Origin of the sequence: Microtetraspora sp. AC03309 (genome assembly GCF_020826795.1) — a bacterium.
GTDB lineage: Bacteria > Actinomycetota > Actinomycetes > Streptosporangiales > Streptosporangiaceae > Microtetraspora > Microtetraspora glauca.
Map to the genome: position 1 here is coordinate 1 of NZ_JADDIL010000062.1, position 18,413 is coordinate 18,413.

The following is an 18,413-nucleotide window of genomic DNA, read 5'->3' on the forward strand; positions in this document are numbered from 1 at the left end:
GCCCACAGCCCGCCCACCGCCGCCACCAGTGCCGCGGGAACAGTGAGGAGGCCGAGCCGCACAAACCGACCGAGATCGGGCTCGTGGGCATGGGCGTGGAGCACCCGCCGCCACAGCAGGGTCGCGAGCGATCCCACGTAGGTGAGGTTCGGGCCGATGTTCACCCCGATCAGCGTCGCGAGCACGGGACCCGCGCCGCTCGCCGCCGTGATCGGCAGCAGGACGAGCACGGCGGGCAGATTGTTGAACAGGTTCGCGAGCACGGCGGCGATGGCGGCGACGGCCAGCAGCCCGAGCAGCGAGTCGCCCCCGGGCACCAGCGGGCGTACGGCACGGCCCAGCCCGCCGTCCACCACGGCGCGTACGACGACTCCGAGCGCGAGAACGAATCCGCAGAACGGGAGATCGGCCGAGCGGAGCACCGAGCGGACGGTCACCCGGCGTTGTCCGAGGGCCCGCGCGGCCAGCACGAGCCCACCGGCGAGCGCGGCCCAGGCGGGGTTGACGCCGACGGCGGACGCGACGACGAAGCCCGCGAGCGTCAGCGCGACCGTGGTGAGGGCGAAGATCGGGACACCGGGCCCGTCGTTTCGCGGCCGGTGTTCCGGCGGCCGCAGTTCGGCGGCGAAGAAACGGCGGAAGACGGCGTACTCCACCGCGATCGCGCCCAGCCACGGCAACGCCATGAGCGCGGCGAAGCGGGCGAACGACAACCCGCTGGCCGTGAACGCCAGCAGGTTCGTCAGGTTGGAGACCGGGAGCAGCAGCGACGCCGTGTTGGCCAGGTGACCGCACGCGTAGAGGTGCGGAGCGGGCCGTACCCGCAGGCGGGACGTGGTGGCGAGGACCACGGGGGTCAGGAGCACGACGGTGGCGTCCAGGCTGAGCACCGCCGTGACCAGGGAGGCCACCACGAACACCCGGAACAGCAGGCCGCCTCGCCCGCGGGCCATCAGCGCGCCGGCGGCCTCGAACAACCCTTCCCGGTCGCACAGGTAAGCCAGCGCGAGCACGGCGGCCAGGAAGCCGACCACCGGAAGCAGGCGCAGCGCCTCCGCCCAGGCGGTCTGCGGGGATACCAGGCCGAGCGCGATCGCCACGCCGGCGGCCGGGGCCGCGACCACGACCTCCGGGAGCCCCTTAGGCCGGACGATGGCGAAGCCGAGCACCAGGAGAAGCAGAACGACCGACGTCGCCTCCGCCATCGATCCCTCCTTCGCCGCGCGCAGGAGGACGCTACAAGGGCCGTCCCGTCTGATCACGCGTCAGGGCCCGGAGGGCGCACCCGGAGCCGTGCCGGTGCGGAGAGGAAGCAACGAAGAATTCGGTGCTCAGACCCGCAAGCGTTCACGACTCTTGGGCCTGTGACATGGCATCGCCAGCATATGCTCAATCGTTCGCAAATCAGGAGGATCCATGGCAAATCGCCTATTTGTTGCCATTGCTGGCGCGCTGGTGGTGTCCGCGCTCGCGGGCGGCTGCGGGCGTTCGTCGTCGGGAGACACCGCGGGCGAGGGCGCGGCGGCGACGGCGGACAAGTCCGCCAAGGATCTGGTGCCCGAGGCCGTGCGCAAGACCGGCGAGCTGCGGGTGGCCACGTCCGAGGGTTACCCGCCGATGGAGATGTACAAGAAGGGCACCCAGGAGCTCACCGGTGTGGACCCCGACCTCGGCGCCGCCATCGCGGAGAAGCTGGGGCTCAAGTTCACGATCACCAACGCCGCCTTCGACGGCCTCATCCCCGGCCTGCAGGGTGGCCGCTGGGACGTCGTGATGTCCTCGATGAGCGACACCGAGGCGCGGCGCGGCGCGGTCGACTTCGTCGACTACTTCAACGCCGGCGGCGCCATCATGGTCAAGAAGGGCAACCCCGAGGGCATCAAGACGCTCGACGACCTCTGCGGCAAGACGGTGGTGCTCGCCAAGGGCAGCTCCAACCTCGCCATCGGCGAGAAGCAGAACGAGAAGTGCACCACCAAGATGAAGATCATGCAGAGCGAGGACGCCCCCACCGGCCTGCTCTCACTCGACTCCGGCCGCGCGGTCGCCACCATCGTGGACTCTCCCGTCGCCCACATGTACGCCAAGGACACCGGCAAGTACGACGTGCTCTCCGAGCAGTACGACGCCGGCCCGTGGGGCATCGCGATAGACAAGCGCAACACCGGGCTGCGTGACGCCGTGGCCAAGGCCATGGCCGAGCTCCAGGCCGACGGCGGCTACAAGTCCGTGCTGGACGAGTACGGCGTCGGCGCCAACGCGGTGTCCGAGGTCCTGGTCAACACGACGCCATGGAAGTGACACCGGCCGGGGCCGCTCCCGGATCGCAGGAGGGGCCGGCGGTCGAGCCGCCGGTCGAACTGCCGATCGACGCGGTGCGGCCCCCGCGCCCCGGTCGGCTGATCGGGGCGGCCGTCGCCCTCCTCTTCCTGGTCTGGCTCGCGTACACGGTCATCGTCAACGAGAACCTCCACTGGGACGTGATCGTCTCGTTCCTCGGTGACGGCAGGATCCTCGGCGGCCTGTGGGTGACGATCCAGCTCACCGTGCTCTCCATGGCGATCGGCCTGGTCCTCGGTGTGCTGGCCGCGGTCATGCAGCTGTCCGACAGCCCCGTGTTCCGCGGTACCTCGGCCCTCTACACGTGGTTCTTCCGCGGCACGCCCCTGCTGGTGCAGTTGATCTTCTGGTTCAACATCGGCCTGGTCTTCCCGTCCTTCGGGATCGGCGTGCCGTTCGGCGGCCCGAAGCTGGTCGAGTGGCAGGCGAACGAGCTGATCACGCCGTTCACCGCGGCGCTGCTCGGCCTCGCGATCAACGAGGGCGCGTACATGGCCGAGATCGTGCGGGCCGGCATCCGCTCGGTCGATCCGGGCCAGCGCGAGGCCGCCGAGGCGCTCGGCATGTCGCATCGGCAGGTGCTGCGCCGGGTGGTGCTGCCGCAGGCCATGCGTGTGATCATCCCGCCGACCGGCAACCAGTTCATCTCCATGCTGAAGACCACGTCGATGGTCTCGGTCATCGCCGGGGCCGAGCTGCTCACCGTCGCCCAGCGCATCTACCTGGGCAACTTCGAGGTCATCGCGATGCTCATCGTGGCGTCGATCTGGTACATCGTGCTCACCACGATCGCCAGCGTCGGTCAGCACTTCATCGAGAAGCGGTTCGAGCGCGGTCACGCCGCGCTGGGGGCGCGGGTCCGCCGCAACCTGCGGCCGTTCGCGAAGGAGCCGGCATGACGGCGGGGCAGGCCGAGCCGATGGTCAAGATCCGCTCCCTGCGCAAGCGGTTCGGCGCGGTCGAGGTGCTCAAGGGCATCGACCTCGACGTCCCGCACGGCCAGGTGGTGTGCGTGGTCGGCCCGTCCGGCTCGGGCAAGTCGACGCTGCTGCGCTGCGTCAACCGGATGGAGACCATCGACTCCGGCCGGATCTGGGTGGACGGCGACCTGATGGGGTACGCCGAACGCGGTGACCGGCTGCACCTGCTGCCTCCGGCGGACCTGTGCCGGCAGCGCCGTCCCATCGGCATGGTCTTCCAGCGGTTCCACCTGTTCCCGCACCGCACCGCGATCGAGAACGTGATGGAGGGGCCGATCACCGTGCTGCGCACGTCGCGGGCCGAGGCCCGGCGGCAGGCCGAGGAGCTGCTGGAGCGGGTCGGCCTGGCCGACCGCGCCGACCACTATCCCGCCCAGCTCTCGGGCGGCCAGCAGCAACGCGTCGCGATCGCCCGCAGTCTGGCCATGCGGCCCAAGCTGATGCTGTTCGACGAGCCGACCAGCGCGCTCGACCCCGAGTTGGTCCAGGAAGTGCTCGCGGTCATGCGCGACCTCGCCGCGACCGGCATGACGATGATGGTGGTGACGCACGAGATGGGCTTCGCCCGGGAGGTCGGCGACCAGCTCGTCTTCGTCGACGGCGGTGTGATCGTGGAGCGGGGCAACCCCCGCGAGGTCCTGGCCAATCCCCGGAACGACCGTTTCCGCGCCTTCCTCGGGCAGGTGTTGTGAGCCGCTTCGACCTGCTGGTCCGCGGAGGCGTCCTGTTCGACGGTACGGCCCGGCCGGGCAGGGAGGCGGACGTCGCCGCGGACGGCGGCCGGCTGACCGTGCTCCCTCCGGGCGCCGCGGTCGACGCCGCGGAGGTGATCGACGCTCGCGGGCGGGCCGTCGCCCCCGGATTCATCGACGTGCACACGCACTCCGACGGCGTCAGCCTGCTCGGCCAGGGCGACCGGGAGCTGGTACGCGCCTCGGTGCTCCAGGGCGTGACCACGGAGATCTGCGGCAACTGCGGATCGAGCCTGTTCCCGGCGCTGCCGGAGCGGCTGGCCGCCATGCGGGCGGACGCCCGCGTGTCCTTCGGCGGCGATGTCGGCATATATGAGGACTTCGAGGGATTCGCCGAGGCGCATGCCCGGGTTCCCAGGGCCAACCACCTCTCCTCACTCGTCGGCCACGGCACGCTGCGCGCCGGAGTGCTCGGCCCCGTGGACCGGCCCGCCACGCCCGCCGAGCTGGTCGCGATGTGCGACCTCCTCGACCGTGCCCTGTCCCAGGGCGCCGCCGGGCTCTCCACCGGCCTGATCTACACCCCCGGGACGTACGCGAGCACCGACGAGGTGGTGGCGCTGGCCGCAGTCGCCGCCCGGCACGGCAAGCCGTACGTCACCCACCTGCGCGACGAGATGTCCCGGGTGGAGGAGGCGCTGGAGGAGGCCGTCGAGATCGGCCGCCGCAGCGGCGCCGCGCTGCACGTCTCGCACCACAAGACCGCCGGCCGGTACGCCTGGGGCCGCACGGAACGGACCCTGCCGAGGATCGCCGAACTGCGGGCCGCCGGAATGGACGTGACCTGCGACGTCTACCCGTACACGGCGGGGAGCACGGCGCTGGCCGCGATGCTCCCTCCGTGGGCGAACGACGGCGGCATGGCCGGGCTCACCCGGAGGCTGGGCAGCCCGGAGGAGCGCGACCGGATGCGCCGCGCCATCGCCGAGGGCGTGCCCGGCTGGGAGAACACCGTCGGCAACGGCGGCTGGGACCGGATCTCGGTCGCCTGCGCGCCCCGCCACCCGGAGACCGAGGGCAGGACCATCGCCGACCTGGCCGCGACCGCGTCGGCCGACCCCCTCGACATGGTCGCGGACCTTCTCCTCGCGGAGGGCGGCGAGGTGACGATCATCAGCCACTCCATGATCGAGGATGACGTCCGGCGGGTGCTGGCCGCGCCGTACGCGATGATCGGTTCGGACGGCGTGCCCAAGCCGGGCGGCCGGCCGCACCCGCGCTGGGCGGGGACGTTCCCCCGCGTGCTCGGGCACTACGTCCGGGAACTGGGCCTGCTCACACTGGAGAGCGCGGTGCACAAGATGACCGGGATGGCGGCGGCCAGGTTCGGCCTGACCGGGCGCGGCGTGATCCGCGACGGCGCGCACGCCGACCTCGTGGTCTTCGACCCGGACACCGTGGCGGACGGCGCCACGTTCGCCGACCCCCTGCTGCCTCCGGCCGGTGTCGACGCGGTCGTCGTCGGCGGGGAGATCGTCGTCCGTGCTGGCGTGGAGACCGGCGCGCGGCCGGGCAGGGTGCTGGCCCTGTGACGGCCTGGAAGGAACTGTGATGATCGAGGAGATCGCCGCGTCCTGCCCGGGGACGCTCGCCGTATGCGTGCCCGGCCTGCTCGGTGTGAACGAGGACGTCGAGCTCCCGCTCGCCAGCACCGGCAAGCTGCTGCTGCTCGCGGCGGTCGCCCAGGGGGTGACCGCCGGTCAGCTCGACCCGCACGAGCCGGTCGAGCTGACCGAGGACGACTACGCCCGGGGATCCGGGCTGCTGATCGGGCTGTCCGCGCGGCGGTGGACGATCGCGGACCTGGCCCTGCTCACCGCGTCGGTCAGCGACAACACCGCGACCAACGCGCTGCTGCGCAGGCTCGGCCTGGACCGGGTGGACGCGGTCGCGGCCGGGCTCGGGCTGGGCAGGACCCGGATCCTGGACCGGATCCGGGAGCCCCGGCTGCCCGTCCACCCGCCGGCCTTCGCCCTCGGCACCGCCCGTGATCTGGCCGCGCTCGCCGTCGGCCTGGACGGCGACGATCCGTGGAAGCGGCTGATGCTCGGCTGGATGGCGCACAACACCGACCGGAGCCTGGTGCCCGCGCTGCTCCCGCACGAGCCCGAGGACCGCGAGATCCCGGAGGCCGTGCCGTACCCCGGGGTGTGGGTGGCCAACAAGACGGGCACCGACGCCGGGACCCGAGCCGACGTCGGCCTTCTCGTCGGGACCCGGCGGGTCGGCTACGCCGTGCTCGCCCACGGTCCCGCGGGGCGCGAGCACGACCTGGTCCTGGCCGTCCGTGAGGCCGGCCGCGTCATCGCCGGATTCGCGCACTGACGTCGGTGCTGTCGGCGCCGACCACCGGAGGCGGCCGTCAGCGGAGCGCGATGCGCAACCGGGACGAGGCGTCGCGGAGATAGTCCAGGAAGGACCGGAGCGCGGGGTTGGGATTCGTCGGCCGGGCCGCCGCGCCGATCCTCCGGTAGAGCTTGGGCGCGTCCACCTGGCAGACCTGGATGCCGCTGGCGCCGTGCGCGCCGAGGCTCGGCACCAGCGCCACCCCCAGCCCCGCGCGCACCAGGCCGAGCGTCACCTCGTAGTGGTCGCTGCGGCACCGGATCGTCGGGCTGAACCCCTCAAGCGCGCTGGCACGTTCCAGCACCGAGACGGGGGTGTCCGTGCCGTACGTGGTGATCCACGGCTCGTCGGCCAGGTCGGCGAGGCGCACCCGGGGCCGCTGTCCCGCCGGGTGGCCGAGCGGCAGCACGAGCAACTGGGGCTCGTCGAACAGGTGGGTGACCTCCACGCCCTTGGGCGGCTTCCACGGGTCGAGCGCGTGCTCGAAGACGACCAGCACGTCCAGCGCGCCCCGCTCCACGTCGGGCAGCAGGTCGTGCGGCTGACCGAGCACGAGGTCCAGCTCGACGGCGGGATGCCGGGCGGTGAAGGTGGACAGCGCGAGCGGCAGCAGCCGGTAGCCCGCCGAGGCGAAGAACCCGATGCGGAGTTGTCCCGCGTCCGCCCTCGCCTGGGCGAGCAGGTCCTTCTCCGCGGCCTCGATGAGGTCGAGCACCTCGTGCGCCCGGGTGGCGAGCCGCCGCCCGGCCGCGGTGAGCCGCAGGCTGTGCGCGGCGCGCTCGACCAGGCCGACGCCCGCCTCCTCCTCCAGCCGGGAGAGCTGGTGGGACACGGCGGAAGGGGAGAGCCGCAGATTACGCGCGGCTCCGGCGATGCTCCCCGTCCGGTAGACCTCGAGAAGCACCCGCAGGCGGTGGCTGCTCAGCATCCACCCAGTATGGGTGCACTATCGGAGCAGCCCGACCCCGCTGAACCCGTCGACGCCCGGCAGCTTGGGCAGCGCGGGCTCGCCCTCCTCGGGGCGCCAGTCGCCGGTCGAGACCAGGCCGGGCTCCACGAGTTCGAATCCGTCGAAGAATCTCAGGATCTGGGTGCGGGTCCGGGGCGTCGCGTTGCCGGCCGAGGTCGTGGCGTACAGCTCGCGGCCCTCGCGCAGCGCCTCCTCGTCGAGGTCTCCGTAGGAGAGGTGGCTGATCACCATGGCGCTCCCGGGAGCGAGCCGGTCGCGCAGGGCCGTGACCACCCGCTCGGCGATTTCGTCCTCGGGGATGAAGTGCAGCACGGCGAGCATGAGCAACCCGACCGGCCGGTCGAAGTCGAGGTGCCCCACGACCCGCGGGTCGTCGAGGACGGCCCCGGGATCGCGGAGATCGCCGTCCACGACGATGGTCTGCGCGTTGTCCTCCAGGAGGGCACGCCCGTGAGCGAGCACGATCGGGTCGTTGTCGACGTACACGACGCGGGACTCGGGGGCGGCGCGCAGCGCCACCTGGTGCACGTTCTCCTGCGTGGGCAGGCCCGCGCCGATGTCGAGGAACTGGCGGATCCCGGTCCCGGCCAGGAAGCGTACGGCACGGCTCAGGAATCGCCGGTTGGCCTGGACGCCCTCCCTGACGTTGGGCGTGAGCTCGATGACTTTCTCGGCGGCCGCCCGGTCGGCGGCGAAGTTGTCCTTGCCGCCGAGGAGATAGTCATAGATCCGGGCCACACTCGGAATGCTCGGATTGATCCCTGGGGGCGCCTGTTCCGTGCTCATCTGGTCCATCCCGCACCTGCTCGTCGTGATCCCACACGCTAGCCGATAGATCATGATTTACGCAGATAAAACTGGGATCATCGTTACATTTCGGTGAGGAGTCGCACAGCGTGAAGGATCTCGCGTCGCTGCCCGAAGGCGCCCTCCGATTCGAGGACGGCGTGCCTGTCGCCCTGCACGCCCCGAGCAGCGGGCTGACCGCCTTGCCGCCCTCCGTCGGGGAGCTGACCTCGCTGCGCCGCGTCGACCTGGACGGCAACGCGCTGACCGTCCTGCCCGCCGCCCTCGCGGAGCTGCCCCGCCTGGAGGTCCTGACGCTCTACGGCAACCGCCTCGACGCGATCCCGCAGGAGCTCGGCCGGCTCGGCTCGCTGGAGCATCTCAGTGTCGGCGGCAACGCCCTCACGTCGGTGCCCGGCACGATCTGGGGATTGACCCGCCTGCGGTCCCTCAACCTCGCGGAGAACCTGCTCACCGAGATCCCCGAAGCCGTCGGCGACCTCGTGGAACTGCGGATGCTCGACCTCGGTCACAACCGGCTCGGCGGCCTGCCCGACAGCATCGGCGACCTGCCGAACCTCACGGACTACCTCTACCTGAGCGACAACGGGTTCACGACGGCCCCGCGGTGGCTCGGGCGGCTGGACCGGCTGGACTACCTCAACCTCACCGACAACCGCCTCACGGAGCTGCCGGACGCCATCGGGGACATGGCGGCGCTGCGCGAGCTGCGGATCTACAACAACCAGATCACCAGGCTGCCGGACACGATCGGACGGCTGGGCCGCCTGCGCGAGCTGCACGCCATGAACAACCGCCTCACGGAGCTGCCCGAGTCCATCGGCGACCTGAGCGCGCTGCGTCACCTGGACCTGCGGAACAACCCGATCCGGCGGCTGCCCGACACGATCGGGAGGCTGACCCGTCTCACCCATCTCGACCTGCGCGCCACCCGGCCGCGAGAGCTGCCCGAGAGCCTGGCCGACCTGCCGTGCCTGGAGAAACTCGACCTGCGCTGGACCAAGCTCGACCGGAATCCCGCCTGGCTCGGGGATCTGCGCGATCGGGGATGCGTCGTCCTCCTGTGACGGTGACCGACGCCCGAATAAATCGGTGCAGCCCGAAATGTCGGTCCCCTAGGGTCCGCGTATGAACCACATCATGAGGGATCGGAACGTCGATCACCGCACGCTCGCGGCAGTGATCGTCAGCGTGCTCCTGTGGGCGTCCGCCTTCGTCGCGATCAGGAGCGCGGCGCACCATTTCGCTCCCGGCGCGCTGGCCCTCGGACGGCAGGCCGCGGGCTCCGTGACCCTCCTCGTCATCCTGCTGGCCCGCCGCGAGGGGTGGCCGCCCAGGGCCGCCTGGCCCGGCATCCTGGCCTCCGGGATCCTGTGGTTCGGGCTCTACATGGTCGTGCTGAACTGGGGCGAGCAGGAGGTGGACGCGGGCACCGCCGCCATGGTGGTCAACGTCGGCCCCATCCTGATCGCCCTCCTCGGCGGCTGGCTGCTCAAGGAGGGGTTCCCGCCGCGCCTCATGGCCGGCATGGCGGTGTCGTTCGCCGGGGCCGTCGTGGTGGGCGTCTCCATGTCCGGTGGAGGCCGCTCCTCCGTCCTCGGCGTCCTGCTCTGCCTGGTCGCCGCCGTGACGTACGCCGGGGGAGTCGTCTCCCAGAAGCCCGCCCTGCGGCACGCCTCCGCGCTCCAGGTGACGACCTTCGGCTGCCTCGTCGGGGCCCTGGGCTGCCTGCCGTTCGCCGGGCAGCTCGTGTCCCAAATTGGAGACGCCCCATTGCCCGCCGTACTGAACGTCGTGTACCTCGGCGTGTTCCCGACCGCGCTCGCCTTCACCACATGGGCGTACGCGCTCGCCCGTACGACGGCGGGGAACATGGGGGCGACGACCTACGTGGTGCCCGCCCTGGTCGTCCTGATGGCCTGGGCGCTCCTCGGAGAGGTTCCCGGCCCGCTGACCTTCGCCGGGGGGCTCGTCTGTCTGGTCGGCGTCGCGATTTCTCGCCGCCGATGAACATGAGTTTTCCGATATATCCGTCCCGTACGCGCAAGCCGCAATGTTTCGGCGCTCCGTATGGAACGGCCACGAGCCGTCCGGCAGGTGGAAGGAGCCGGCCAACTCCTGCGACGGCACGCTGCGGCTGACCGCGGCGTCCGGCTCCGCGCTCATGTTCCGGCTGGAGGACGTCCCGGGTCCCGGGCGACGTCGTGCTCACCCGAAAGGGCGACGCGCTCTCCTACCGCCGCACCGACGACCTCGGGATGATCGCCGACGAGGGAACCCTCACCAGGGACTCATGAACGGCGCCCCGAAGGTCGCGGCCGACATGGAGCGCATCGGCTGCGTGGCACGCCGGACCGACCCCGGCGACCAGCGGGCGCGGATGATCGAGCTGACCCTGTACGGCAGGGCCGCGGTCGAGGCGGGCCGCGCCGCTCGCGAGGCCGTGTCCGCCCGGACGCTCGGCCTTCTCGACGCGCCGGAGGAGTTCCTGGCCTCGGCGAGGAGACCGGCGCGCTGCGCGAACTCCTCGCCCGCCGGCTCCGCCCGTAGCCCGGACCGCTCGGCCGGGGTCCCGGCCAAACCCGCGGCGGTTGGGCAGGCCCAGTGAATCTCAAGGTCCCGGCACCCCGTCGCAAGATCTCACAAGCACATCGCAAGCCCCTGCGGAAAGGATCACCAGCGGGCGTCAGGACGCCAGTGGATCCGACGAAAGAAACAGGACGCAGTTGTCCTTGCTCAAGGAGGGGGTGGCCAGATGGACGGCAGAGCGAAACGCGGTGCGTGGCTGACGGCGGGGGTGGTGGCCGGGTTGCTGGTCGGTAGCGGGGGGCTCGCGGTGGCGACCGCGGCATCGGAGAGCGGGGAGATCGTCGCCTGTGCCGGCGAGGACAGTGTCCTGCGCCTGCCCAAGAGCGCTCCCCCGTCGAATGCCCCGGCCGTCAACCTGCCCGGCAGCACGCCGTCCTCGTCTGCCACGTGTGCTGATAAGGAGCAGACCCTGTCCTGGAACGCCGTCGGGCCACAGGGGCCGGCAGGACCGGCGGGACCGGCAGGACCGGAGGGACCGGGAGCCGGTGAGACCTACCAGGCCATCGGCAAGGCAGGCCTCCGCCACACGATCAAGGACCCGGCCACGCCGGAGACGGCGGCATTGATCAAGGAGGTGCCCGCAGGCTCCTACGTCCTTCATGTAGATCTGCAGATCAGGCAGCAAACTCAAGGAGAAGATCCATTCGCATTCGACGCGGAGTGCGGCGTCGAGACCCCCGCGGGGAAGGTCACGCCTTGGAATCGGGTCGCGGTGGGCGAAGGACAGGAGGGAGCCATGGCCTACACCAGGACCGTCGTCCTCGACAGCCCTGGTCCGCTGTCCTTGAAGTGCTTCGCACAGGGGAGGAGCACCGATGCTGTCGGCAAGCACGTAACCTTCTACCACCAGTCCCTGACGGCGACGCGGGTCGGCAAGATCACTGCTTACCCCTGGCCTACCTGGTGGCCTCAGTCTCAGTGAGACGGTAGACCTCGCCGTACTGCCGTGCGGTGACCGCGACGCCATCGCCTTCGACAAGGCGAGGTGCCGGCCCAGATGGGCGGCGGCGAGTACACCGAGGATGACCTGGCCCGGTCGTACGCCGACTGGGTGGAGCCGCTGAGCACCGAGGTGTTCGGGCGCCGGATCTGGACTGTTCCGCCGAACTCCCAGGGCTACCCGCTCCTGCTGGCTCTGGAGATCCTCGCCGAGTTCGGCCAACCGCGGCATCGGCTTCTCGCTCACGCCCGGCCATCCCGCGGAGTACGGCCCGCGCCGTCGGCCACCCCACACGATCTTGGGCGCTCCTCGGAGAGGTTCCCGGCCCGCTCACCTTCGCCGGGGGGCTCGTCTGTCTGGTCGGCGTCGCGATTTCTCGCCGCCGGTGAACATGAGTTTTCCGATATATCCGTCCCGTACGCGCAAGCCGCAATGTTTCGGCGCTCCGTATGGAACGGCCACGAGCCGCAAATCAAAAGACTTGTAAAGGCATCTCTCAGTACTTCGTGTCTAGCCGGTGAAAAGGCCCGGCGGCGTGTCTCCTAGATAGCCGTATTCGCCTACTGCCTTGGAGGCCGAACATGAAGAAACTGCTGTACGTGGGTGCGCTCGCGCTCGGCGTTCTGGCGACCGGCTGCGGTGCCGGCACGGACAACACCAGCGGAGCCAGCCCGGTCGCCGGTGAGGAGACGTCGCCCGGCATGTCTCCCTCGGAGATGATGACGCCGATGCCCGCGGAGACGGGCCCGGCCAAGCTCGCGGTCATGACCTCGGGCCTCGGAAAGATCGTCGTCGGCACCAACGAGCACACGGTCTACCTCTTCGAGAAGGACAAGAACGGCAAGTCGTCCTGCACGGGCGCCTGCGCGGAGGCCTGGCCTCCGGTGGTCTCGCAGGGTAAGCCCGAGGCCGGCGAGGGCATCAAGGCGAACCTGCTCGGCACGCACAAGCGCGCGGACGGCAAGATGCAGGTGACCTACAACAACCACCCGCTGTACTACTTCGCCAAGGACGAGAAGCCCGGCGACACCAAGGGCCAGAAGCTCAAGGACTTCGGCGCCGAGTGGTTCGCGGTGAGCCCGGACGGCAAGAAGGTGGGCTAGAGCCGGTGACCTCGGTTCCGAGGTTCCGGCTTCACGCGTCACCGGATCGGCCGTACGGCCGGATCACTCGTCGCCCCGGGCTCACCGCCCGGGCGGCGAGCTCTGCGGAATCGCCCTGGCCGTGTCGGGTCGGCGCCGCGGGCCCGCCCGCGGACCAGCGACCAGGGTCGAACCGCTACCCTGACCGGTGATGTATCGATTCGTGTTCACGCAGGTCCTGAGCCGCTTCGACGCGGAGGACATCCACCATCTGACCGTCAGGGCGCTCCACCTCCTGGCGGTCCTTCCCATCGCCAAGCGGGTGTTGCACCGGCGGCTGGCCCCCCGTGACGAGGCACTCCGCGTCCGCGCGTTCGGAGTGCATTTCCCCGGCCCCTTCGGTCTGGCCGCCGGATTCGACAAGAACGCCGAGGCGTTCGAGGCGCTCGCGGCCTTCGGATTCAGCCACGTCGAAGTGGGGACCATCACCGCGCGCCCCCAGCCGGGGAACCCTCGCCCGCGCCTGTTCCGGCTGGTCGGGAACCGCGCGATCATCAACAGGATGGGCTTCAACAACGCCGGAGCCCGCGCCGCCGCGGCACGGCTGCGTCGGCCGCGGGGCCTCCCCGCGGTCGTCGGCGTGAACATCGGCAAGACCAAGGTGGTGCCCGAGGAGCGGGCCGCCGAGGACTACATGGCCAGCGCCAAGGAACTCGCCCCCCTCGCCGACTACCTCGTCGTCAACGTCAGCTCGCCCAACACTCCCGGCCTGCGCAACCTCCAGGCCGTCGAGCTGCTCCGGCCCCTCCTGGAGAGCGTCAAGAGCGTGGCGGGCCGTACCCCGCTGCTCGTGAAGATCGCTCCCGATCTGGCGGACGAGGACGTCGACGCCGTGGCCGATCTGGCGGTCGAGCTCGGCCTGTCCGGCATCATCGCCACCAACACCACGATCGGGCGGCCCGGCGTCGTCAGCGACGAGGCGGGCGGCCTGTCCGGGCGCCCGCTCAAGGCGCGGTCACTGGAGGTGCTGCGCCGGCTGCACGCCCGGGTGGGAGACCGGCTGACGCTGGTCTCCGTCGGCGGCGTCGAGGACCTCGACGACGTGTGGGAGCGCATCCTGGCCGGGGCGACCCTCGTCCAGGGATACACCGGCATGATCTACGAGGGCCCGCTGTGGGCGTCGCGGATCCACCGAGGGCTCTCCCGGCGGCTTCGCCGCCACGGCTACCGCTCGATCTCCGAGGTCGTCGGGGCGGCCGACCGCGTCACCTGAGGCCCTCACGTCACGCGCGCTTGAGGCTCACGCGTCGCCTGAGACCGGGCAACCACGATCCACTGAGGCCACCGGGCGGCCGGCCGCGTCGCCGGCGCCCGGGGCCACCTGTCACATGCTCGGCCGGGTGGAGTCCGCGGTGAGCGTCAACTCGTCCAGGTGCCGCATGACGTCGTGGATCTCGATGACGCCCGGCCGATGGCGCCGCGCCCCGCCGCCGCGCTGCCACGGCCGGGGCCCCTCCAGCGGGCGGTACTCCACGCCGAAGGCGTCCAGCCGCTCCAGATGGCGGGCCAGGCGGTCCGGGAACGACGACGGCGCCGGCCCTCCGGTCCACCCGATCTCGGCGGCGGCGCAGCCCCGCGGCCAGGCGCGGTAGTCGAGCGTCCGGCCGTCGGGGATGCGCTCGCTCCAGAGCTGGAACTGCAGGCCGGCGACCCGGGCGCGCTCCGCGTCGTCCCACGTCGCGGGGGCGGGCTCGAACGCCGCCACGTCCGCGACCGTGATGGTCTCGCCGATGGCCAGCGGCTCCTCGGCCGAGGCCGCCTCGGCGTAGTCGAAGTACATCGGGAAGACCGGCGTCGCGACCACCTCGTGCCCGGCGGCCGCCGCGCGCCGGGCCACCCCGGCGCCCCGCCACGGCATGACCAGCGTGTCCTCGCGCAACATCCCGCTGACGAACGCCTCGTCCCAGACGACGGCCCGGCTGCCGCGCTCGGCCAGCAGGTCGGCCAACCGGCGCAGGAACCAGGCGTGCAGGTCGGCGGTCGAGCCGAGGCCCAGTTCCGCCTGGTAGGCCGTGATCTCGGCAGACGCCGCCCAGGCGTCCAGCACGCACTCGTCCCCGCCGATGTGCAGGTACGGCACGGTGCCCAGGGCGTCGATGATCTCGTCGAAGACCGTGGCCAGGAAGTCCACGGTGGCAGGGAGCGGCGAGAGGATCGCGGGGGAGATGCCCCAGCGGTCCAGCACCCGGTGCGCCTCGCCCGGCGTCGCCCCCAGCGACGGGTACGCCGCCAGGATGGCCGACGCGTGCCCCGGCACGTCGATCTCGGGGACCACGGTGACCGCCCTGGCCCGCGCGTACGCGCCGATCTCGGACAGGTCCCGCAGCGTGTAGTAGCCGCCGTGCGGTACGCCGTCGTAGGTGGGCTCCTCCCCGTAGAAGCTGGTGACCGTCTGGGACCGGTGCGCGCCCACTTCGTGCAGCAGCGGGAAGGCCCGGCTCTCCAGCCGCCACCCCTGGTCGTCCACCAGGTGCAGGTGGAGTCGATTCAGCTTGTGCAGGGCGAGCAGATCGATCATCCGCAGCACTTCCCGCTTCGGCAGGAAATTTCGGGACACGTCGAGATGCGCCCCGCGCCAGGAGAAGGCGGGGGAGTCCTCGATCCGCCCGCAGGGCACCCGCCACTCCGTTCCCGGAAGCGGGACCGACCGGAACGCCTCCACGGGCAGCAGTTGCCGCAGGCTCTGCCCCGCGTAGAACGCCCCCGCCGGGTCGGCGGCCGCGATCCGCACCTCGTCAGGCGTGATCGCGAGTGTGTACGCCTCTGCGCCCAGGCCCGGGTCCCGCGTCACCCGCACCGCCGCCGACGCGTCCCCACGCCCGAGATCGAGGACCGCGAGCGCGAGCCGTACGGGATCGACCAGGTCGGCGGGACCCGACACGGCGGCCCCGGGAGCGAACGCGAACGATCCGGGAGCGGTCTCGGCCAGCCGTGGGCGAGGAAGAAGCTGATCCATGCCTAGATCATGCCAAATCGCCCATCCCGCGCCCATGAGCCGGGAGCGACAGGATCAGGACAGGTAGTTCGTGACGCCCTTGGCCAGCGAGTCCGCCGCCTGCTGGCGGAACGTGGCGCTCTTCATCCGGGCCGCGTCGCCCGCGTTGCGCATGTTCCCGACCTCGATGAAGACCTTCGGAACGCTCGAGAGGTTCAGCCCGCCGAGGTCGTTCCTGAAGTCCAGCGCGTTCTTCCCGATGTAGGTCGAGTACGCCTGGCCGGTCCCCGCGCGGAACGCGTTCCGGACCGCGATGCCGAGCTTCCGCGAGTCGTTCACCACGGGATCCACCGGCCCGTCGATCTTCTTGGGCATGATGATGTGGAACCCGTGGCCGCTCGCGGGCGCCCCGTCGCCGTGAATCGAGATCGCCGCGTCGGCCTTGGCCTGGTTGCCGATCGCCGCGCGCTGGGTGATGCACGGGCCGACGCTGGTGTTGTTCTTGCGGGTCAGCTTGACCGTCGCCCCTTCGGCCCGCAGCACCTTGGCCAGGCGGGTCGAGACGTCCCACGTGAAGGCCGCCTCGCTGTACCCGTCGTTGGTCGCGGTGCCCGTCGTGTCGCAGGGCTTGCGCTTGGTGAGGACGTTCACCTGCTTGTTGATGACCTCAGGATGCTTGTAGTTGCCGCCGTTGTGACCGGGATCGATCACAATGACCTTGCCCGCGAGAGGCTTCCCCGGCGGACTGGGCGCCGCGGCGACCGGCTCGGACACCTGCCCGGCGGTGATGGCGGCACCGGCCGTACGGCTCTGCGGCGCGGCGGCGGGGGCCGCACCGGCCTGGTCGGCGACGGTCGAGCCCGCCGTGCCACCGCACGCGGCGACTCCCAGCCCGGACAAGGCCAGAATCGTTGCGGTAAGTGGTCGTCTGATCACGCTCGGATCCCTTCGCAGAAGTCAGCTCACCAACTTACGCGAGCGCCGGCGTGACGAGACCGTTATGTCGGTGATATGCCGTGAAAGGGATCACCAGGCGGGCTCGGCGACCTCCTGCTTCTCCAGGAGGGCGGCCAGCTCGCGGGCGTCCTCCGCGTCCAGCCCGAGGACCACCCGGGGACGCCCCCACGGATGGTCGATCGAGTGGGCGACGTAGCTGGCCACGGACTCGCCGCCCACGTCGCCGCTCCGCCCTCGTGTCTCCAGCCAGTGCGCCCAGGCCCGCTCCAGCTCGGCAGCGGCCCGCTGCGCGCAGGAGACCAGTTCCGGATCACGCATGAATCCCCCCGTTGTCGCCTTTCCGGCCGCCCACCGAGCGACCCGCCGGGGGTCGGCGTCATGCGCAGAGTCAACACCCTCCGCGCGTCGGCGCCACGCCGGTTGACCTAGCTTTGGACATTGCTTGGAGCGGGCCCGGTGCTGTGCCGTACGACGATCTGAGGCGTGACCTCGCGCAGCCGGCCGACCTTGCCCGGTTCGGTGATGCGCTCGCTCAGCAGGGCCGCCGCGGACCGGCCCATGGCCCGGCGCGGCTGGTCGACGCTGGTCAGCGACACGTGGTTCACCGCGGCCAGATGGGTGTTGTCGTATCCGACGACGGACAGGTCCTCCGGAACCCGCAGGCCGAGCTCGCTGGCGGCCGTGAGCACGCCCATGGCGACGATGTCGTTGGCGGCGAAGACGGCGGTGGGCCGAGGTTCGCGCTCCAGCAGAGCCCTCGCCGCCCGCCGTCCGCCCTCCTCGGTGAAGTCACCGTGCTCCACCATGATGTACGGCGCGAGCGCGTGGCGGCGCATGGCCACCAGGTAGCCCTCGCAGCGGCATCTGGCCGCCGAGGAGGGCGTGCCCTCGATGTGCGCGATGCGCCGGTGTCCCAGTTCGACCAGGTGGTCGACCGCGAGCCTGGCGCCGAGCTGGTCGTCGTCGACGACGATGTCCACGCCGTCGAGTTCGACGTCGCGCTCGCCCACCACCACGGTCGGCGTGTAGGCGGCGGCCTCGGCGAGGGTGTTGCTGGACGGGGCCACGCCCAGCAGGACGAGGCCGTCCACGCGCAGCTCCAGGAATGCCTCCACGGCCTCGTCCTCGAACGCCGGATCCCAGCGCCCGCTGCCGATCAGCAGCCGGAGGCCGTCGCCGTGCAGGCTCTCCTGCAGGCCGTCGAGGAACTCGGCGTAGAACGGGTTGTGCAGATCGGCGACCAGGGCGCCGACGAGATGGGTACGGCCCTCGACGAGGCTGCGCGCCACGGCGTTCGGGCGGTAGCCGAGCTCCCGGGCGGCCTGTAACACCGCTTCCCTGCGATGTTCGCTGACGTGCGGCGATCCCCGGAGCACGAGCGAGACCAGCGACTTCGAGACGCCGGCACGCTCGGCCACGTTTCGGATCGTCGGCCGTGGCCGCGGGCTGAAGCCATCGGGCAGTCCGGGGTCGGGTACGGACACCTCGATGTCGTGCCGGGCGGTGGTCTGTATGGACGGTCCTGACATGGTTCTCCCCACGATGCGCGGACGTGCACCTGACAGACCAAACGATCGAGAGGCCGGAAGGGTACGGGTTTCTCGCTGTAACGCGCGTACTTCCCTTTTGCTCCGGCCCCGCGGGCGGACCGGGCA

At 71.1% G+C, this 18,413-nt stretch carries 19 protein-coding genes; 12 read left to right on the top strand and 7 right to left on the bottom strand.

Annotated elements, in window-relative coordinates; genetic code table 11:
• The coding region (locus tag IMZ11_RS30290; protein WP_228645837.1) for an SLC13 family permease at positions 1 to 1,205 on the bottom strand (1,205 nt) is incomplete at its 3' end.
• A gap of 211 nt (positions 1,206 to 1,416) precedes the next feature.
• Here IMZ11_RS30290 and IMZ11_RS30295 point away from each other — a divergent pair.
• From IMZ11_RS30295 to IMZ11_RS30315, 5 genes are read left to right on the top strand one after another with little or no spacing between them, the layout of a single operon-like run.
• Positions 1,417 to 2,301, top strand: a complete 885-nt coding sequence (locus IMZ11_RS30295; protein WP_228645838.1) for an ABC transporter substrate-binding protein — start codon at positions 1,417 to 1,419, stop codon at positions 2,299 to 2,301.
• Positions 2,292 to 3,239, top strand: coding sequence for an amino acid ABC transporter permease (locus tag IMZ11_RS30300; RefSeq protein ID WP_228645839.1), 948 nt, complete (start codon positions 2,292 to 2,294; stop codon positions 3,237 to 3,239). Before IMZ11_RS30295 ends, IMZ11_RS30300 begins: the two co-directional genes overlap by 10 nt.
• On the top strand, positions 3,236 to 4,012 hold the full coding sequence (locus IMZ11_RS30305) for an amino acid ABC transporter ATP-binding protein (protein WP_061260049.1): 777 nt from the start codon (positions 3,236 to 3,238) through the stop codon (positions 4,010 to 4,012). The genes IMZ11_RS30300 and IMZ11_RS30305 overlap by 4 nt, the downstream gene beginning before the upstream one ends.
• Positions 4,009 to 5,604, top strand: coding sequence for an amidohydrolase family protein (locus IMZ11_RS30310; RefSeq protein WP_228645840.1), 1,596 nt, complete (start codon positions 4,009 to 4,011; stop codon positions 5,602 to 5,604). The genes IMZ11_RS30305 and IMZ11_RS30310 overlap by 4 nt, the downstream gene beginning before the upstream one ends.
• 19 nt (positions 5,605 to 5,623) lie before the next feature.
• Positions 5,624 to 6,397, top strand: a complete 774-nt coding sequence (locus IMZ11_RS30315; RefSeq protein ID WP_061260047.1) for a serine hydrolase — start codon at positions 5,624 to 5,626, stop codon at positions 6,395 to 6,397.
• Positions 6,398 to 6,434: 37 nt separating this feature from the next.
• Here the strand turns inward: IMZ11_RS30315 and IMZ11_RS30320 are convergent, their stop codons facing one another.
• Positions 6,435 to 7,346: a LysR family transcriptional regulator gene (locus IMZ11_RS30320; RefSeq protein ID WP_061260046.1), complete on the bottom strand. Its 912-nt coding sequence runs from the start codon at positions 7,344 to 7,346 to the stop codon at positions 6,435 to 6,437.
• Positions 7,347 to 7,364: 18 nt separating this feature from the next.
• Entirely contained in the window at positions 7,365 to 8,228 is an 864-nt protein-coding gene (locus IMZ11_RS30325; protein WP_308066870.1) for an SAM-dependent methyltransferase, read from the bottom strand.
• Positions 8,229 to 8,284: 56 nt separating this feature from the next.
• On the opposite strand from IMZ11_RS30325, the gene IMZ11_RS30330 reads away from it, so the two are divergent.
• From IMZ11_RS30330 to IMZ11_RS30355, 7 genes are all read left to right on the top strand, one after another.
• Entirely contained in the window at positions 8,285 to 9,262 is a 978-nt protein-coding gene (locus IMZ11_RS30330) for a leucine-rich repeat domain-containing protein (protein WP_228645842.1), read from the top strand.
• 73 nt (positions 9,263 to 9,335) lie between these two features.
• Positions 9,336 to 10,205 carry a DMT family transporter gene (locus tag IMZ11_RS30335; protein ID WP_228645843.1) on the top strand — a complete coding sequence of 290 codons (870 nt, stop codon included), beginning with the start codon at positions 9,336 to 9,338 and terminating at the stop codon, positions 10,203 to 10,205.
• A 283-nt stretch (positions 10,206 to 10,488) separates the two neighbouring features.
• Positions 10,489 to 10,803 (top strand): MarR family winged helix-turn-helix transcriptional regulator, encoded by a 315-nt coding sequence (locus IMZ11_RS30340; protein ID WP_228645844.1) that lies wholly within the window; start codon positions 10,489 to 10,491, stop codon positions 10,801 to 10,803.
• A gap of 147 nt (positions 10,804 to 10,950) precedes the next feature.
• Positions 10,951 to 11,706 (top strand): hypothetical protein, encoded by a 756-nt coding sequence (locus IMZ11_RS30345; RefSeq protein WP_228645845.1) that lies wholly within the window; start codon positions 10,951 to 10,953, stop codon positions 11,704 to 11,706.
• Between the two features lie 75 nt (positions 11,707 to 11,781).
• Entirely contained in the window at positions 11,782 to 12,270 is a 489-nt protein-coding gene (locus IMZ11_RS46790; protein WP_374463000.1) for a gamma-glutamyltransferase, read from the top strand.
• A gap of 35 nt (positions 12,271 to 12,305) precedes the next feature.
• A complete protein-coding gene (locus IMZ11_RS30350; RefSeq protein ID WP_228645846.1) occupies positions 12,306 to 12,827 on the top strand; it encodes a hypothetical protein in 522 nt (173 codons plus the stop codon).
• Positions 12,828 to 13,017: 190 nt separating this feature from the next.
• Positions 13,018 to 14,079 (top strand): quinone-dependent dihydroorotate dehydrogenase, encoded by a 1,062-nt coding sequence (locus IMZ11_RS30355; RefSeq protein ID WP_228645847.1) that lies wholly within the window; start codon positions 13,018 to 13,020, stop codon positions 14,077 to 14,079.
• 111 nt (positions 14,080 to 14,190) lie between these two features.
• On the opposite strand, the gene IMZ11_RS30360 is transcribed toward IMZ11_RS30355, so the two are convergent.
• From IMZ11_RS30360 to IMZ11_RS30375, 4 genes are all read right to left on the bottom strand, one after another.
• A complete protein-coding gene (locus tag IMZ11_RS30360) occupies positions 14,191 to 15,822 on the bottom strand; it encodes a beta-N-acetylhexosaminidase (protein WP_228645848.1) in 1,632 nt (543 codons plus the stop codon).
• A 54-nt stretch (positions 15,823 to 15,876) separates the two neighbouring features.
• Positions 15,877 to 16,701, bottom strand: a complete 825-nt coding sequence (locus tag IMZ11_RS30365; protein ID WP_228645849.1) for an N-acetylmuramoyl-L-alanine amidase — start codon at positions 16,699 to 16,701, stop codon at positions 15,877 to 15,879.
• Between the two features lie 126 nt (positions 16,702 to 16,827).
• Complete coding sequence (locus IMZ11_RS30370; RefSeq protein ID WP_061260042.1) at positions 16,828 to 17,076, bottom strand: hypothetical protein; 249 nt, start codon at positions 17,074 to 17,076, stop codon at positions 16,828 to 16,830.
• A 107-nt stretch (positions 17,077 to 17,183) separates the two neighbouring features.
• Complete coding sequence (locus IMZ11_RS30375) at positions 17,184 to 18,287, bottom strand: LacI family DNA-binding transcriptional regulator (protein ID WP_228645850.1); 1,104 nt, start codon at positions 18,285 to 18,287, stop codon at positions 17,184 to 17,186.
• Positions 18,288 to 18,413 lie beyond the last annotated feature (126 nt).

What these genes read in the sequence shown, in the direction of transcription:
- IMZ11_RS30295 (WP_228645838.1), top strand. Translation starts at nt 1,417, where the DNA reads ATGGCAAATCGCCTATTTGTTGCCATTGCTGGCGCGCTGGTGGTGTCC.
- IMZ11_RS30300 (WP_228645839.1), top strand. Translation starts at nt 2,292, where the DNA reads ATGGAAGTGACACCGGCCGGGGCCGCTCCCGGATCGCAGGAGGGGCCG.
- IMZ11_RS30305 (WP_061260049.1), top strand. Translation starts at nt 3,236, where the DNA reads ATGACGGCGGGGCAGGCCGAGCCGATGGTCAAGATCCGCTCCCTGCGC.
- IMZ11_RS30315 (WP_061260047.1), top strand. Translation starts at nt 5,624, where the DNA reads ATGATCGAGGAGATCGCCGCGTCCTGCCCGGGGACGCTCGCCGTATGC.
- IMZ11_RS30320 (WP_061260046.1), bottom strand. Translation starts at nt 7,346, where the DNA reads ATGCTGAGCAGCCACCGCCTGCGGGTGCTTCTCGAGGTCTACCGGACG.
- IMZ11_RS30325 (WP_308066870.1), bottom strand. Translation starts at nt 8,228, where the DNA reads ATGATCTATCGGCTAGCGTGTGGGATCACGACGAGCAGGTGCGGGATG.
- IMZ11_RS30335 (WP_228645843.1), top strand. Translation starts at nt 9,336, where the DNA reads ATGAGGGATCGGAACGTCGATCACCGCACGCTCGCGGCAGTGATCGTC.
- IMZ11_RS30340 (WP_228645844.1), top strand. Translation starts at nt 10,489, where the DNA reads ATGAACGGCGCCCCGAAGGTCGCGGCCGACATGGAGCGCATCGGCTGC.
- IMZ11_RS30345 (WP_228645845.1), top strand. Translation starts at nt 10,951, where the DNA reads ATGGACGGCAGAGCGAAACGCGGTGCGTGGCTGACGGCGGGGGTGGTG.
- IMZ11_RS46790 (WP_374463000.1), top strand. Translation starts at nt 11,782, where the DNA reads ATGGGCGGCGGCGAGTACACCGAGGATGACCTGGCCCGGTCGTACGCC.
- IMZ11_RS30350 (WP_228645846.1), top strand. Translation starts at nt 12,306, where the DNA reads ATGAAGAAACTGCTGTACGTGGGTGCGCTCGCGCTCGGCGTTCTGGCG.
- IMZ11_RS30355 (WP_228645847.1), top strand. Translation starts at nt 13,018, where the DNA reads ATGTATCGATTCGTGTTCACGCAGGTCCTGAGCCGCTTCGACGCGGAG.
- IMZ11_RS30360 (WP_228645848.1), bottom strand. Translation starts at nt 15,822, where the DNA reads ATGGATCAGCTTCTTCCTCGCCCACGGCTGGCCGAGACCGCTCCCGGA.
- IMZ11_RS30370 (WP_061260042.1), bottom strand. Translation starts at nt 17,076, where the DNA reads ATGCGTGATCCGGAACTGGTCTCCTGCGCGCAGCGGGCCGCTGCCGAG.
- IMZ11_RS30375 (WP_228645850.1), bottom strand. Translation starts at nt 18,287, where the DNA reads ATGTCAGGACCGTCCATACAGACCACCGCCCGGCACGACATCGAGGTG.